The 14,722-nt window shown below is 71.4% G+C and carries 14 protein-coding genes; 8 read left to right on the forward strand and 6 right to left on the reverse strand.

Features of this window, described 5'->3' with window-relative positions; genetic code table 11:
• Window positions 1-13: 13 nt before the first annotated feature.
• Entirely contained in the window at window positions 14-487 is a 474-nt protein-coding gene (locus ACIRB7_RS05330; protein ID WP_351219256.1) for an Lrp/AsnC family transcriptional regulator, read from the reverse strand.
• 121 nt (window positions 488-608) lie between these two features.
• Here ACIRB7_RS05330 and hppD point away from each other — a divergent pair, with 121 nt between their 5' ends.
• Window positions 609-1,754 (forward strand): 4-hydroxyphenylpyruvate dioxygenase, encoded by a 1,146-nt coding sequence (gene hppD, locus ACIRB7_RS05335; protein WP_351219258.1) that lies wholly within the window; start codon window positions 609-611, stop codon window positions 1,752-1,754.
• Between the two features lie 227 nt (window positions 1,755-1,981).
• Here the strand turns inward: hppD and ACIRB7_RS05340 are convergent, their stop codons facing one another.
• On the reverse strand, window positions 1,982-3,379 hold the full coding sequence (locus ACIRB7_RS05340; RefSeq protein ID WP_403592662.1) for a tetratricopeptide repeat protein: 1,398 nt from the start codon (window positions 3,377-3,379) through the stop codon (window positions 1,982-1,984).
• A 98-nt stretch (window positions 3,380-3,477) separates the two neighbouring features.
• Here ACIRB7_RS05340 and ACIRB7_RS05345 point away from each other — a divergent pair, with 98 nt between their 5' ends.
• Window positions 3,478-4,845 (forward strand): FAD-binding oxidoreductase, encoded by a 1,368-nt coding sequence (locus tag ACIRB7_RS05345; protein ID WP_403592665.1) that lies wholly within the window; start codon window positions 3,478-3,480, stop codon window positions 4,843-4,845.
• 32 nt (window positions 4,846-4,877) lie between these two features.
• Here ACIRB7_RS05345 and ACIRB7_RS05350 read toward each other — a convergent pair whose 3' ends face one another.
• Complete coding sequence (locus ACIRB7_RS05350; RefSeq protein ID WP_403592668.1) at window positions 4,878-5,369, reverse strand: SsgA family sporulation/cell division regulator; 492 nt, start codon at window positions 5,367-5,369, stop codon at window positions 4,878-4,880.
• Window positions 5,370-5,681: 312 nt separating this feature from the next.
• Here ACIRB7_RS05350 and ACIRB7_RS05355 point away from each other — a divergent pair, with 312 nt between their 5' ends.
• Together ACIRB7_RS05355 and ACIRB7_RS05360 are read left to right on the forward strand one after the other, a co-directional pair.
• The gene (locus tag ACIRB7_RS05355) at window positions 5,682-7,175 is read left to right on the forward strand and encodes an RDD family protein (RefSeq protein ID WP_403592671.1); all 1,494 of its coding nucleotides are present in this window, start codon (window positions 5,682-5,684) and stop codon (window positions 7,173-7,175) included.
• Window positions 7,176-7,253: 78 nt separating this feature from the next.
• Window positions 7,254-8,024, forward strand: a complete 771-nt coding sequence (locus ACIRB7_RS05360) for an RDD family protein (RefSeq protein WP_403592674.1) — start codon at window positions 7,254-7,256, stop codon at window positions 8,022-8,024.
• Between the two features lie 23 nt (window positions 8,025-8,047).
• Here ACIRB7_RS05360 and ACIRB7_RS05365 read toward each other — a convergent pair whose 3' ends face one another.
• Complete coding sequence (locus ACIRB7_RS05365; protein ID WP_403592677.1) at window positions 8,048-8,326, reverse strand: hypothetical protein; 279 nt, start codon at window positions 8,324-8,326, stop codon at window positions 8,048-8,050.
• Window positions 8,327-8,653: 327 nt separating this feature from the next.
• Between ACIRB7_RS05365 and ACIRB7_RS05370 the strand changes: the two genes are divergently transcribed.
• Window positions 8,654-11,110 carry an immune inhibitor A domain-containing protein gene (locus tag ACIRB7_RS05370; RefSeq protein ID WP_403592679.1) on the forward strand — a complete coding sequence of 819 codons (2,457 nt, stop codon included), beginning with the start codon at window positions 8,654-8,656 and terminating at the stop codon, window positions 11,108-11,110.
• A gap of 133 nt (window positions 11,111-11,243) precedes the next feature.
• A complete protein-coding gene (locus ACIRB7_RS05375; RefSeq protein WP_403592682.1) occupies window positions 11,244-11,555 on the forward strand; it encodes a hypothetical protein in 312 nt (103 codons plus the stop codon).
• A gap of 8 nt (window positions 11,556-11,563) precedes the next feature.
• Here ACIRB7_RS05375 and ACIRB7_RS05380 read toward each other — a convergent pair whose 3' ends face one another.
• Together ACIRB7_RS05380 and ACIRB7_RS05385 are read right to left on the reverse strand one after the other, a co-directional pair.
• On the reverse strand, window positions 11,564-12,163 hold the full coding sequence (locus ACIRB7_RS05380) for a nicotinamidase (protein WP_403592685.1): 600 nt from the start codon (window positions 12,161-12,163) through the stop codon (window positions 11,564-11,566).
• Window positions 12,164-12,342: 179 nt separating this feature from the next.
• Window positions 12,343-13,671: a nicotinate phosphoribosyltransferase gene (locus ACIRB7_RS05385; RefSeq protein WP_403592688.1), complete on the reverse strand. Its 1,329-nt coding sequence runs from the start codon at window positions 13,669-13,671 to the stop codon at window positions 12,343-12,345.
• Window positions 13,672-13,771: 100 nt separating this feature from the next.
• Between ACIRB7_RS05385 and clpS the strand changes: the two genes are divergently transcribed.
• Together clpS and ACIRB7_RS05395 are read left to right on the forward strand one after the other, a co-directional pair.
• The gene (gene clpS, locus ACIRB7_RS05390) at window positions 13,772-14,077 is read left to right on the forward strand and encodes an ATP-dependent Clp protease adapter ClpS (protein WP_073807902.1); all 306 of its coding nucleotides are present in this window, start codon (window positions 13,772-13,774) and stop codon (window positions 14,075-14,077) included.
• Complete coding sequence (locus tag ACIRB7_RS05395) at window positions 14,077-14,661, forward strand: DUF2017 domain-containing protein (protein WP_403592691.1); 585 nt, start codon at window positions 14,077-14,079, stop codon at window positions 14,659-14,661. The genes clpS and ACIRB7_RS05395 overlap by 1 nt, the downstream gene beginning before the upstream one ends.
• The last annotated feature ends 61 nt before the right edge of the window (window positions 14,662-14,722 follow it).

The following is a 14,722-nucleotide window of genomic DNA, read 5'->3' on the forward strand; positions in this document are numbered from 1 at the left end:
ACTCCTCCGGAGCTCAGCCGGCGTCCTCCGCCGCCTGCTCCACCAGCGGTATCACCCGCAACGGCACCGGGTTCTCCATCACGATCGCCGTCGACGCCCGAACGATCCCCTCGAAGGCGACCACCTTGTCGATCACCCGCTGGAGGTCGGCGTTCGAGCGGGCGACGAGCCGGCACAGCATGTCGCCGTGGCCCGTCGTCGTGTGCAGTTCCAGCACCTCCGGCACCGTCGCCAGGTGCTCCCGTACGTCCGCGCCCTGGCCCTGCTTGATCTCCAGGGTCGCGAAGGCCGTCACCGGGTAGCCCAGCGCCGCCGGGTCCACCTGTGGGCCGAACCCCCGGATCACCCCGCTCGCCTGGAGCCGGTCGAGCCGCGCCTGCACCGTGCCCCGCGCCACCCCGAGACGCCGGGAGGCCTCCAGGACGCCGATGCGCGGCTCGCGCGCCAGGAGCACGATCAGCCGGCCGTCCAGATGATCGATCGCCACAGCGGCCTCCCCATGGTCAGGATGTACAAGTCGCAGAGCCATACTCGCCCCCTGCTGTGCAGATTGACCAGTAGATCTGCGAACTCTTGCGCACCTTGCCGAACGGCGGGACATTGCTGCCATGACTGAGACCATCGATCACACCCCTTCCACGGCGCGGCAGGCCGATCCCTTCCCCGTGAAGGGCATGGACGCGGTCGTCTTCGCCGTCGGCAACGCCAAGCAGGCCGCCCACTACTACTCCACGGCCTTCGGCATGAAGCTCGTCGCCTACTCCGGACCGGAGAACGGCAGCCGCGAGACCGCCAGTTACGTGCTCACGAACGGCGCCGCCCGTTTCGTGTTCACCTCCGTCATCAAGGTCTCCACCGACCGGGGCCGGTTCCTCGCCGACCACGTCGCCGAGCACGGTGACGGCGTCGTCGACCTGGCGATCGAGGTGCCGGACGCGCGCGCCGCGTACGCCTACGCCGTCGAGCACGGCGCCACCGGCCTCACCGAGCCGTACGAGGTCAAGGACGACCACGGGGTTGTCGTCCTCGCCGCCATCGCGACGTACGGCAAGACCCGCCACACCCTCGTCGAGCGCTCCGGCTACACCGGCCCGTACCTTCCGGGCTTCGTCGCCGCGAACCCGATCGTCGAGCCGCCGGCCAAGCGCACCTTCCAGGCCATCGACCACTGCGTCGGCAACGTCGAACTCGGCAAGATGAACGACTGGGTCGGCTTCTACAACAAGGTCATGGGCTTCACGAACATGAAGGAGTTCGTGGGCGACGACATCGCGACCGAGTACTCGGCGCTGATGTCGAAGGTCGTCGCGGACGGCACCCTGAAGGTGAAGTTCCCGATCAACGAGCCGGCGATCGCGAAGAAGAAGTCGCAGATCGACGAGTACCTGGAGTTCTACGGCGGCGCGGGCGTCCAGCACATCGCCCTCGCCACCAACGACATCGTCGCCACCGTGCGGGCGATGCGGGCCGCGGGCGTCGCCTTCCTCGACACCCCCGACTCGTACTACGACACGCTCGGCGAGTGGGCCGGCGAGACGCGTGTGCCCGTCGAGACCCTGCGCGAGCTGAAGATCCTCGTCGACCGCGACGAGGACGGCTACCTGCTGCAGATCTTCACCAAGCCGGTCCAGGACCGTCCGACCGTCTTCTTCGAGATGATCGAGCGCCATGGGTCGATGGGCTTCGGCAAGGGCAACTTCAAGGCCCTGTTCGAGGCGATCGAGCGCGAGCAGGAAAAGCGCGGCAACCTGTAGCCCGCCGATGCCGCGCCGTCCCGTTGTGGGCGCCGCCCCGCCGTGTGGGCAATCGTCCCGCGGGGCGGGACGGGTGGGCACACGGGACGGCGCCCCCTTGCCGGGCCTAGGCTTCCGCGCCTGGACGTGCACCACTGGTGCGGCGCCGTCGTGGGTTGTGCCCACCCGTTCCGCCCCGCGGAACGCCTGCCCCCAACGGGGCGGAGCAGCCGCCCGCAACCAACGCCTCACGCCCCCGGCGGCGCCGGCGTCCTGGGCGGCGCCGGACGGAGGTCCTTCGGGAGGTCCGCCGGCGGTTCGCCCACCGCCGTCAGCGACTCCACCGCCCCCCGCGCGAGCAGCGGCGAGAAGGACGGGTTGATCCGCAGCGCCTCCGCCAAGTGCCGCCGCGCCGGGCCGTGTTGCTCAAGCGCCCGCTCGATCTCCCCCCGGTGGTACGTGAACAGCGCGCTCCGCAGCCCCTCCTCCGTCGCCCGTTTCGCGTACTCCAGCGCCTCCTTCGGCTGCCCCGCCCGGTACAGCGCCCACCCCAGCGCGTCCGCGACCCGCACCGAGCGGTGCCCCCGCGCCCACTCCGCCCGCATCAGGGCCACCGCCGCCGCCGGATCGCCGTGGTCCGCTTCGAGCAGCGCCAGGGCCACCTCGCCCCGGACCCACGTGCCCGTCCGCAGCCGCTCGTACAGGGCCTGAGCGTCCCCGTCCAGGTCCAGCGACTCGTACAGCTCGCCGGCCTCCAGGACGTACTCCGGCAGCGGCAGCCTGGCCAGCGCGGCCCGCCAGTCGCGCAGCGCCTCGTCGGAGCGGCCGAGCGCCGCGAGCGCCCGCGCCCGGCCCGCGAGCGACGGCCCGTGGTCCCGTACGAGCCTCAGCGCCGACCCGTACCGCGCCAGCGCCTCCTCCGGCTCGCCCCGCTCCCACGCCAGGTCCCCGAGCCGGGCGAGCGCCGCCGCCTTGTCCGGGTCCGTCTCCGCGAGCGCCGCCGCGTCCAGGGCCGCCGCGTCGGCGTCCTCGCGCCAGCCCCGGTCGCGGTAGGTCCCCGACGCCCTGGTCCGCACCACCGCGCCCGCGTGGAGCCCCTCCAGGGTCTCCATCGCCTTCTGCGCCGCCTTGTAGTCCCCGAGGCCGTTGTACGCGTCCATCAGGACCGGGTACACCGGCCAGCGCTTCGGGTCCGCCTTCCGCACCCGCTCGCCCCACTCCTTCGCCGTCCTCCAGTCGCCGCGCGCCCCCGCGAGCGCCCCCAGACCCAGCTGCGCGGCCAGATTGCCGCGCGCGGCGGGCCGTTCGGTGAGGGAGCGCCGCAGCGCCCGCTCGGCCCGCGGATAGTCCCGTACGTCACCGAGCCGCGTCCCCCGCTCCGTGTACGCCGCCCCCAGCTCCGCCCAGGACGCGTCGTCGCCCGGGTGGCCGCGCAGCCACTTCTCCCGGTCGGTGATCAGCGCCGCCAGATCCGGCAGCGCGGCCTGCGCGCCCGCGTGGGCCGCGATCGTCGCCCGCTCCGCCGGATCCGGCGGGGGCGGCGGGCCCTGGCCGACGAACTCGGGGACGTACAGCAGCGCCGTCGCCGCGAGCACCGCGCCCACCCCGGCCGCCAGGACCGTCCTCGACACGTTCTGCGTCTTCATGGCGCTCACTGTGCGCCCGCGTCCACCTGTACGAAGAGCACACGAAGCGCCCGCCCCGGCGGGTTCACACCGTTGGCCCCGGGTGCCAGGCTGGAACCATGGACGATCTTCTGACGCGGCTGCGCGCCGGGCTACCCGCCGAGGCGCTGCTCACCGACCCGGACGTGACCGCCTCCTACGCGAACGACATGGCGAGCTTCTGCGAGTCCGGCGCCCCGGCGGTCGTCGTGCTCCCGCGCACCGTCGAGCAGGTGCAGCACGTCATGCGCACCGCGACCGAACTCCGCGTCCCCGTCGTCCCCCAGGGAGCCCGCACCGGCCTCTCCGGAGGCGCCAACGCCTCCGAGGGCTGCATCGTGCTCTCCCTGGTCAGGATGGACCGGATCCTGGAGATCAACCCGGTCGACCGGATCGCCGTCGTCGAACCGGGTGTCGTCAACGCGGTGCTTTCACGGGCCGTCGCCGAACACGGCCTCTCCTACCCGCCGGACCCGTCCAGCTGGGAGACCTGCACCATCGGCGGGAACATCGGCACGGCCTCCGGCGGCCTGTGCTGTGTGAAGTACGGGGTGACCGCCGAGTACGTCCTCGGGCTCGACGTCGTCCTCGCCGACGGCCGTCTCCTCACCACCGGCCGCCGCACCGCCAAGGGCGTCGCCGGGTATGACCTGACCAGGCTCTTCGTCGGTTCGGAGGGCAGTCTCGGCATCGTCGTCAAGGCGGTGCTCGCCCTCAGGCCGCAGCCCCCGGCGCAGCTCGCGCTCGCCGCCGAGTTCCCCTCCGCGGCCGCCGCCTGCGCGGCCGTCTGCGCGATCATGGAGGCCGGACACACCCCGGCGCTCCTCGAACTCATGGACCGCACCACCGTCCAGGCCGTCAACAAGCTGGCGCGCATGGGTCTGCCCGACACCACGGAGGCGCTGCTCCTGTGCGCCTTCGACACCCCGGACCCGGCCGCCGACCTGGCCGCCGTCGGGGAGCTGTGCGCGGCGGCGGGCGCCACCGAGGTCGTCCCGGCCGCGGACGCCGCCGAGTCCGCACTCCTCCTCCAGGCGCGCCGGCTCTCCCTCACGGCCCTGGAGACCATCAAGTCCGCGACGATGATCGACGACGTGTGCGTGCCGAGGACGCGGCTCGCCGAGATGATCGACGGCACGGCGGCCGTCGCGGAGAAGTACGGGCTCACCATCGGCGTCTGCGCGCACGCGGGGGACGGCAACACCCATCCCGTCGTCTGCTTCGACCACACCGACGAGGACGAGTCGCGGCGCGCGCGGGAGTCCTTCGACGAGATCATGGCGCTCGGGCTCGCGCTCGGCGGCACCATCACCGGCGAGCACGGCGTGGGCGTCCTCAAGAAGGAGTGGCTGGCACGGGAGCTGGGGCCGGTCGGCCTCGAACTCCAGCGCGGGATCAAGGCCACGTTCGACCCGCTGGGACTGCTCAACCCCGGAAAGCTGTTCTGACGGCACCTGTACGGGGATCTCGGCGCCGGGAATCACAGCTCGCCGTCCTGCGTCTCGTCCGACGGCCACGGGTCGCGCAGCCACAGCTCGTCGGTGAGCACGGTGGTCGCCAGGAGCTCGGCGAGGCCGTCGTCGATGCCGAGGCGCTCGGACTCGGTGCCCGGCGGCACCGCGTGCAGGGTCCGCTCCAGCCAGGCGGACACCTGCGCGGACGGCGCTTCGAGCAGGGCGTCGCCGTCGGGGGAGGAGAGCGCCATCAGGACGACACCGCGGCCGTCGACCTTCGTGGGCCAGATCCGTACGTCCCCGTGCCCGCATGCCCGGAAGACGCCCTCGACGAGCAGTTCGCGCGCGAACGTCCAGTTGACGGGGTGGTCCGTGCCGATGTGGAAGGTGATGTGGACGGCGTACGGGTCGTCCGTGCGGTAGGCGAGCCGCGCGGGGACGGGGACAGCCCGCTCGGGCGAGAGCACCAGCTTCAGCTCCAGCTCGCGCTCGACCGTGGTGTTGTCGGTGTTCTGCATGGCCGTACTTCCTCTCGCGGACCGGCCCCGTGCGGGCCTTCACCCGAAGAGAGCGCGGTGCCCACGGCTCATTACGCGACTTCGGGAAGGTTTTTTCCGGGAAGTTCTCCGGCACGTCCTCCCGGGCGGGAGGCATCGGCCCGAACATCACCATGAGTGATCGATTCCGGTACGTGTCGCCCGAAGGCGGGGCTTTCTCGCGGGCTCCTTGTCCCCTCGGGGACGTTCTTCGTTACTGTCCTCCTTGGGCGCGGCACGCCCGGCACGCGGCCGCGCGGGTCAAAGGCGTTGTGACTGAACGGAGTCGGGGCAGTGGCTACTCCTCCTGGAGGCGGCGGAGAGGTACCGCAGGCGGGGTACTACCCGGACCCGTCCATTCCCGGGTACATCCGGTACTGGAACGGCGGCGCCTGGGTTCCCGGTACGAGTCGGCCCGCCCCCTCGGAGGGCGAGGTTCCACCGCACCCGCCCGCCGCGACGATCCCGGCCGGCCCGATCCTGGCCTCGGGCCCGGCGCCCGCGCCGGTCCGGACCCGGCCCGCGCCTGCCCAGCCGGAGCCCGAATGGGCAGAGCCCGAGCCCGTACGGGAGACCCGGCCCGAGCCGTCGGTCCAGGCGCAGGCGCAGGCGCACGTACCCGCCCAGGTCCACGCGCCCGCGCCCACTCCGGCGCCCGTGCCCGCCCCCGTACCCGCGGTGGAGGAGACCGGGCCCGTCTTCTTCGACGAGGAGCCGGCCGCCCAGGAGCCCGCCGCCGCGTGGCAGGCGGACACCTCACGCCAGACCGGCTTCGGCGGCGACCGCGACCAGAAGGTCTCCTGGGGCGCGCCCCGGACTCCCGATCCGCGTACCCCGGCCGAGTGGCCGGTCGCCGGTGCGGGTGAACCCGCTGAACCCGCTGAACCCGCTGAGACGTCGGCCCCCGGGCGGGCGGCCGACCACCGGACGGCCGGGGGAGCCGCGCGACTCGGCGGGATGCCGGTCACGCCGATGCCCACGCCCGCCCCGGCGCCGGAGCCCCGACCGCAGCCGCAGCCGCAGCCCCAGCCCCAGCGCCGGTCCCAGCCCCAGCCGGCTCCCGAGCCCATGGCGACGGCCCAGGCCCCGGCCCCCGCGCCCACCCCCGTACAGCAGCGGCCCGCGCCCGCCCCCGTACAGCACGCGCCCGCCCCGGCCCCCGCCACGCCCTCCTGGGCCCAGCAGCCCCAACAGCCCCAACAGCCCCAGCAGGCGGCCCAGCCGCAGTCTCAGGAGCAGCAGCCCGTCGTCCCCTGGAAGCCGCCCGTCGACGACCTGTTCGTCCAGGCGGCCCGTGCGCAGGCCTCCGCGCGCCCCGCAGGTCTCGGCAGGCGACTGCTGGCCCGGCTGATCGACACGGTGGTCCTCGGCGCGCTCGTGGGCGGCGCCTCGTTCCCGTTCGTGACCGCCGCCCTCGACCACATCGACGGCAAGATCGAGGCGGCCAAGCAGTCCGGTGTCACCGTCCAGGTGTGGCTGCTCGACGGGACGACATCGGTCCAGTTCGGCATCGCACTGGCCGCGCTGTTCGTCATCGGTGTCCTGTACGAGGCGCTGCCCACCGCCCGGTGGGGCCGCACGCTCGGCAAGAAGCTGTGCGGGATCGAGGTGCGGGACATCGAGGCGCACCAGCCGCCGAGGTTCGGCGCGTCCCTGCGCCGCTGGCTCGTCTACAGCGTCCTGGGGCTCCTGGTCATCGGCGTGTTCAACGTCCTGTGGTGCCTGTTCGACCGTCCCTGGCGCCAGTGCTGGCACGACAAGGCGGCCCGCACCTTCGTGGCCCGCTGACCCGCCGGGGGACCGCCGCATCCCCCGAACGGGCGGTGATTCCTTGCGGGGGCGCCGTGCCCGGGATGCACTGCCCCCATGAGCACCGACCAGCCGCCGCCCGGCCAGCCGCCCGAGGAGGACCCGTTCCTCAAGAGGCCCCAGGAGCCCCCGCCGCCCTCCGCCGGCCAGCCCCCGCCCTCGTCCGGCGGTGACCAGCCGCCCCCGGGAGGCACCCCGCCCGGGAGCCCCTACGGCCCTTCGGGCGGCAGCCCGTACGGCCCTTCGGGTGGCTCCCCGTACGACAACGGCATGCCGCCGCCCCCGCCTCCGTACGGCGGCGGCGGGGGCGGCGGCTACGGCGCCGGTTACGGCGGGACGGATCCGCTCTCCGGGATGCCGCCGCTCGCCGAGTCCGGCCGCCGCATCCTCGCCCGCATCATCGACTGGCTGATCATCGCGATCCCGCTGGCGATCATCGGCATCCCGTTCGACATCTACACGCGGGCGACGGAGAACGGCAACGACTTCGGCGACACGGTCAACAGCCTGAACGGCGGCAGCCAGCTGGTCTTCCAGCTCATCACGATCGTCGCGTACGTCGCCTACGACACGGTGATGACGGCCAGGAACGGCCAGACCATCGGCAAGAAGCTGATGAAGCTGCGGGTCGCGATGCTCAACGACGGCTCGACGCCCCCGATGAGCCAGTCGCTGCTGCGCGCCGTCGTCCTGTGGCTGCCCGCGCTGATCTGCTGCGCCTGTCTGTGGCCGCTGCTCATCCTCATCCTGATCCTGGTCGACAAGCCCTACAAGCAGGGTCTGCACGACAAGGCGGCGAAGACGGTGGTGGTCTCCGTCCCGCGGTGAGCGCGGACGGATGAGGGATCAGGTCACGAACCGGTCCGGGTATCGGCTCCCGCGCCCACGCGCGCGGCCGGTGTCCGGACCTCTTCGTTCCGCGGGGGCGCCGGAACTCTTCCCGTGACCTTGACGGATGTCGTCCGCACCGGCATCGTCACCGCCACGAGCAGTCCGAGCAGCAGGCCGGCGAGGCTGACCGCCGTGATGCCGGGGGTGCTCGTCGTACGGGTGAGCAGCAGGAGGGCGACGGTCGCGAGGACGACGGTGGCCGAACCGTAGGCGAGCTGCGCGGCGTTCGGACGCTGCATGACGGGTACCGTCCCTCCGGACATCGGGTCGACTCTACGACGCTCGATGCCCAGGGCGGATGCCGGGTAAGCGTGACCTTACCCACGGTGCCGTTGCGCGGGGGGCGCACGGGGGCACGAAAGCCCCGACTTTCCCCCGGTGTGCGCCCTCCATCTGTCCGATAATCGGAATTCACCGCCCGCATAGTGCAGTTGGTATGTGCAAGTCAAGATCTGTCTTTTCTTGTCTCTCTCCGGTCGAATGTCGTCACTTGTGACGCGCGACCCCGCCGGACGGACACCCCACCTTCGGTCCGCGAGCGTGGGCGCCGGGGAGGACTACATCAAGTGACCAACAGACGACGGGCGATCAGAACGTCCGCAGTCGTCGTGGCGCTCGCGGCTACCGCCGCCACCGCCTCGACCTTCACCACCGCCTGGGCCGACAACGACGGCGTGACGTCGGCCGACGTCCGCCACGACCCGGCGCCCGGCGCCGAGGTCGACGGGCACGGCCACGGCGTCGACAAGACGGCCGTCGACCACGACCTCGAAGGCCCGTTCAGCAAGCAGCAGGAGCAGCAGCGCAAGGCTGCCCTGGAGCAGGTGCTGAGCGGCGAGGCCAAGGTCGAGCGCCGCGGCGGCTCGCAGGTCGTCAAGCTCGACAGCAAGAAGTACGTCGAGCTCGGCCGCGAGAAGACCGACAAGATCTTCACGATCCTGGTCGAGTTCGGCGACAAGGTGGACACCACCACCCTGGTGAACCGCGCCGACGACGACACGGACGAGCTGAAGCCGAAGTTCGGCGGCACGCCCGGCCCGCTGCACAACCAGATAGAAGAGCCGGACCGTGCGAAGGACAACTCCACGGCTTGGCAGGCGGACTACGACCAGCAGCACTTCCAGGACCTGTACTTCGGCACCGGCAAGGACGCCGAGGGACAGCCCAAGCAGTCGCTGAAGACGTACATGGAGAAGACCTCCTCCGGCCGTTACTCGGTCGAGGGCGGCGTCTCCGACTGGGTCAAGGTCGAGTACAACGAGGCCCGTTACGGCTCGAACTACTGCGGCAGCAGCAACTGCTCCAACGTCTGGGACACGGTCCGCGACGGCGTCACCGCCTTCGTCGCCGACCAGAAGGCCAAGGGCCGCACCGACGCCCAGATCAAGGCCGACATGGCCCAGTACGACCTCTGGGACCGGTACGACTTCGACGCCGACGGCAACTTCAACGAGCCCGACGGCTACATCGACCACTTCCAGATCGTCCACGCGGGCGAGGACGAGTCGGCCGGTGGCGGCGCCCAGGGCGGCGACGCCCTGTGGGCCCACCGCTGGTACGCGTACGGCACCAACGCCGGCAAGACCGGCCCGGCCCACAACAAGGCCGGTGGCACGCAGATCGGCGACTCCGGCATCTGGGTCGGCGACTACACGATGCAGCCCGAGAACGGCGGCCTCGGCGTCTTCGCGCACGAGTACGGCCACGACCTCGGCCTGCCGGACCTGTACGACACCTCCGGCCGCCCCGGCGCCGAGAACTCGACCGGCTTCTGGTCGCTCATGTCGTCCGGTTCCTGGCTCGGCCGCGGCAAGGACTCCATCGGCGACCTGCCCGGCGACATGAACGCCTGGGACAAGCTGCAGCTCGGCTGGCTCAACTACACCAAGGTGGCCGACGAGGCCCGTGCGTGGAACTCCACGCACAAGCTGGGTGTGGCCGAGTACAACACCAAGAACCCGCAGGCGCTCGTCGTCGAGCTGCCGAAGAAGCCGGTCACCACCGATGTCGTCGTGCCCGCCGAGGGCACCACGCAGTGGTGGAGCAACATGGGTGACGACCTCAAGAACACCCTGACCCGCTCCGTCGACCTGACGGGCAAGACGTCCGCCTCCCTGGAGCTCCAGGGCTGGTACGACATCGAGCTCGACTACGACTACCTCTACACCGAGGCGTCGACCGACGGCGGTGCCACCTGGACCGCCCTCGACGGCACCGCCGACGGTGTGGCCCTCCCGCGTGACGCGAGCGGCGCCCCGGCGCTGACCGACGTCTCCGGCACCCACAAGAAGCTCGTCTACGGCCTCGACGCCTACGCGGGCAAGAAGTTCGACCTCCGCTTCCGCTACCAGACGGACGGCGGCGCGGGCGGCAAGGGCTTCACCGCCGACGCCATCACGCTGACCGCCGACGGTGCCACCGTCTTCTCGGACAACGCCGAGAACGGTGACAACGGCTGGACCGCGAAGGGCTTCTCGCGGGTCGGCAAGGGCTTCACCAAGGAGTACGAGCAGTACTACATCGCGGAGAACCGCCAGTACGTCTCGTACGACGCCACCCTCAAGGTCGGCCCGTACAACTTCGGGTTCGCGGGTGAGAAGTCCAGCTGGGTCGAGCACTACCCGTACCAGAACGGTCTGCTCATCTGGAAGTGGGACCTCTCCCAGAAGGACAACAACACCGCGGTCCACCCGGGCCAGGGTCTGATCCTTCCGGTCGACTCCCACCCGACCCCGCTGAAGTGGAAGGACGGCACCCTGATGCGCAACCGCGTCCAGGCGTACGACTCCACCTTCGGCACCTACCGCACGGACTCCCTCCTGCTCCACAAGGCGGACGTCCCGACGTGGGTGAACTCGCAGCGCGGCAACCCGGTCTTCGACGACCGCAAGGGCACCTACTGGTACCCGGAGACCGAGCGAGCCGGTGTCCAGGTAACTGACACCAACACCAAGATCGAGGTCGTCAAGGAGCCGTCGAACGGCCAGACGATCACGGTCCGCGTGGGTCCCTCCACCAAGTAATCGATAAAACCGCAGGTCAAAGCATGATCGGCCGTCGCCCCACTAGCGGGCGACGGCCGATCGTGTTTAGGTGCGTCTGACGCTTCAGACCGATGTTCTTATTGACAGTCGATCCACGGGGGAGTGGTTCCGCATGCCCAACGGAGGGTTCTGCAAGTTGCCCGGAGGCAGTGTGGTCGTCGCGATAGGGCTCCCCAGCCCGGCCCGCGACGGCGTCACCGTCCGCTTCCTGGTGCACGCCGCGAACCGCGCCCGCGCCCTGACCCGGCTGCGGAACCTGGGCCTGCGGGCGGTCTACCTCCGCGGCAACTCCGAGCCCCCCACCCCCGACGAGGTCACGGCCGTCCTGCACCACCCGGATGGGCTGCTGTGGCGATCGAACCCGGGCGCGGCCCAGGAGCTCTGGCACCCCGTACGGTCCCTCCCCAGGGAGCCGGCGGTGTAGCGGACGTCCTACGGGACGACCGGCTTGCCCGTCAGCTCCACGCCCGCCGTCCGCAGCTCCTCCAGGGCCCGGTCCGTCGTCTCCTTCGCGACGCCCGCCGTCAGGTCGAGCAGCACATGGGTGCGGAAGCCCTCACGGGCCGAGTCCAGGGCCGTCGCCCGGACGCAGTGGTCGGTGGCGATGCCCACCACGTCCACCTCGGTGACCTCACGCTCGCGCAGCCACTCCGCGAGCGTGAGACCGTTCTCGTCGCGCCCCTCGAAGCCGCTGTACGCCGCGTCGTACGCGCCCTTGTCGAAGACGGCGTCGATCGCCCCGCTGGCGACGGCGGGCGCGAAGTTCGGATGGAAGCCGATGCCCTCCGTACCGGCCACGCAGTGCACCGGCCAGGACGTGACGTAGTCCGGCTCCTCGCCGGCCGGGGCGAAGTGCGCGCCCGGGTCGACATGGTGGTCACGGGTGGCGACCACGTGCCGGTAGGAGCTGCCCGCCGTCTGGCCGACCAGGTCGGTGATGGCGGCGGCGACGTCCGCGCCGCCGGTCACCGCGAGGCTGCCGCCCTCGCAGAAGTCGTTCTGAACGTCCACAACGATCAATGCGCGGTGCATGGCGGGTGTCCTTAGCGGGTCGGGGAGGGGTGGTTCGAGCCTAGAGACTTCCCCCTCCCACCGGGAGGGGGCGTCCCGATCCTCCGTTCGGGGCCTCTACACGTACTCCGTCGGCGTCACGCGTTCGCCCTCGGGGGCTCTACACGTACTCCGTCGGCCTTACGCGTGCCCCCTCGGCATCACACGTACTCCGTCGGCAGCACCGGCTCGCCCCGGGAGAGCTGCGTCGCCGACATCGGCAGCCCGGCGCGCGCCTCGATGTGCCGCGACCTGGCGGCCTCGAGAGGCTCCCTGGCCACCACGTCACCGCCCTTGACCAGCTCGACCAGGAGCTGGCGGTCCGCGAGCTCCGGCGGCACCGGTCCGGTGCCCACGACCTCCGCCTCGGCGATCCCGTACGCGTCCGGCCGCCGCGCCGCCCACTTGCGGCCGCCGACCGAGGCCTTGCCGCCCAGGGACTTCTTCGCGACCGGCACGAGAGGCGCCTTGAGATCGGCCGATGCCGCCCGCGCCACCAGCTTGTAGACCATGGAGCAGGTCGGGTGACCGCTGCCGGTGACCAGCTGCGTCCCCACCCCGTACGCGTCGACGGGAGCTGCCGCGAGCGAGGCGATGGCGTACTCGTCGAGGTCCGATGTGACGACGATCTTCGTGTCCCGCGCGCCCAGCTCGTCGAGCTGCGCCCGCACCCGGTGGGCGACGAGCAGCAGGTCGCCCGAGTCGATGCGGACGGCCCCGAGCTCGGGCCCCGCCACCTCCACCGCGGTCCGGACGGCCTCGGTGACGTCGTAGGTGTCGACGAGCAGGGTCGTACCGCGCCCGAGGGTGTCGACCTGCGCCCGGAAGGCGTCCCGCTCGCTGTCGTGGAGCAGGGTGAAGGCGTGGGCGGAGGTGCCGACGGTCGGGATGCCGTAGCGGAAGCCGGCCGCGAGGTCCGATGTGGCCTCGAAGCCGCCGACGTACGCGGCGCGGGAGGCGGCGACGGCCGCCAGTTCGTGGGTGCGCCGGGCGCCCATCTCGATCAGGCGGCGCCCGCCGGCGGCGGCCGACATACGGGAGGCCGCGGCGGCGATGGCCGAGTCGTGGTTGAGGATCGAGAGGATCACGGTCTCCAGGAGCACGCACTCCGCGAAGGAGCCCTCGACGCGCAGTACGGGCGAGCCGGGGAAGTACACCTCGCCCTCGGGGTAGCCCCAGATGTCGCCGGAGAAGCGGTAGCGGGCCAGCCACGCGAGGGTCGGCTCGTCGACGATGCCGTGCTCGCGCAGGAAGCCGAGGACGGCGGGGTCGAAGCGGAAGTTCTCGACGGCGTCCAGGACCCGGCCGACGCCCGCGAGGACGCCGTAGCGCCGCCCCTCGGGCAGCCGCCGGGTGAAGACCTCGAAGACGGAGCGCCGGTCGGCGGTGCCGGCGGCGAGGGCCGCCTGGAGCATGGTCAGCTCGTACTGATCGGTGAAGAGCGCGGTCGACGGCACGTCCACCGGCAGCCCAAGGTCCGCAGCGTTCATGTCAGCGATGCTAGCGCAGAAATCGTCAGTTTGACGAATAGTGCGGCGAGTGGGTGACCCGTTTGTGCGACGGGCCCCCCGGGGTGGCAGCATGGGGTGAGTGAGCGTCGCGCCTATTGAGATCGAACGTACGGAATCGGCCGAGGAGGTCTCCGCCGTCGTCGAGCCGGACGTGCCCTGGGTGACCCTCGTGCACAACGACCCGGTCAACCTGATGAGCTACGTGACCTACGTCTTCCAGTCGTACTTCGGTTACTCCAAGGACAAGGCGCACAAGCTGATGCTCGACGTGCACCACAAGGGCCGCGCGGTGGTCTCCAGCGGCACCCGCGAGGAGATGGAGCGCGACGTGCAGGCGATGCACGGCTACGGCCTCTGGGCGACGCTCTCCCAGGACCGCTTCTGATGGCCGGCCACTTCGAGACTTTGCCCGGCGGCGGCGCCGCCGTCGCCCTCGACGACGTCGAGATCTCCATCCTCCGCTCCCTCGCCGTCCAGCTCATGGAGCTGATCGGACCGGGCGACGAGCCCGCCAAGGACGAGGACCCGCTGGCCGCGCTCTTCGCCGAGGGCCCGAGCAAGCCGCCGTCCGACCCCGCGCTCAAGCGCCTCTTCCCCGACGCGTACGGGGACGGCAGCGAGGAGCTGCGGGCGGCCGCCTCCGACTTCCGCCGCTACACCGAGAACGACCTGCGGGCCCGCAAGCGCGAGGACGCCCTCGTCGTGGTGCGCGCCCTCGACGCGCTCTCCGCCGACGCCGCCGGCGAGGGCGGGGCGGTCCTGAAACTGAGCGCGGACGAGGCCAGGGCGTGGCTCGGCGCGCTCAACGACCTCCGGCTGACCATCGGGACCCGTCTTGAGGTCACCGACGACGAGGAGAGCGAGCAGCTGTACCGGCTGCCGGACTCCGACCCGCGCAAGCCGATGGTGATGGCGTACCTCTGGCTGGGAGCGCTCCAGGAGTCCCTCATCGAGACCCTGATGTCGTAGGGACACCTGCATCCCCCCTGTTGTTCGCTCAGCGGACGCTCAAATCCGGATAACGAATGCG

Source organism: Streptomyces sp. NPDC093795, assembly GCF_044764665.1.
Lineage (GTDB): Bacteria > Actinomycetota > Actinomycetes > Streptomycetales > Streptomycetaceae > Streptomyces.

Excerpts from the sequence above, each read along its gene's own strand:
- hppD (WP_351219258.1), top strand. The coding sequence starts at position 609 with ATGACTGAGACCATCGATCACACCCCTTCCACGGCGCGGCAGGCCGAT.
- ACIRB7_RS05375 (WP_403592682.1), top strand. The coding sequence starts at position 11,244 with ATGCCCAACGGAGGGTTCTGCAAGTTGCCCGGAGGCAGTGTGGTCGTC.
- ACIRB7_RS05360 (WP_403592674.1), top strand. The coding sequence starts at position 7,254 with ATGAGCACCGACCAGCCGCCGCCCGGCCAGCCGCCCGAGGAGGACCCG.
- ACIRB7_RS05395 (WP_403592691.1), top strand. The coding sequence starts at position 14,077 with ATGGCCGGCCACTTCGAGACTTTGCCCGGCGGCGGCGCCGCCGTCGCC.
- ACIRB7_RS05380 (WP_403592685.1), bottom strand. The coding sequence starts at position 12,163 with ATGCACCGCGCATTGATCGTTGTGGACGTTCAGAACGACTTCTGCGAG.
- ACIRB7_RS05340 (WP_403592662.1), bottom strand. The coding sequence starts at position 3,379 with ATGAAGACGCAGAACGTGTCGAGGACGGTCCTGGCGGCCGGGGTGGGC.
- ACIRB7_RS05385 (WP_403592688.1), bottom strand. The coding sequence starts at position 13,671 with ATGAACGCTGCGGACCTTGGGCTGCCGGTGGACGTGCCGTCGACCGCG.
- ACIRB7_RS05365 (WP_403592677.1), bottom strand. The coding sequence starts at position 8,326 with ATGCAGCGTCCGAACGCCGCGCAGCTCGCCTACGGTTCGGCCACCGTC.
- ACIRB7_RS05350 (WP_403592668.1), bottom strand. The coding sequence starts at position 5,369 with ATGCAGAACACCGACAACACCACGGTCGAGCGCGAGCTGGAGCTGAAG.
- ACIRB7_RS05345 (WP_403592665.1), top strand. The coding sequence starts at position 3,478 with ATGGACGATCTTCTGACGCGGCTGCGCGCCGGGCTACCCGCCGAGGCG.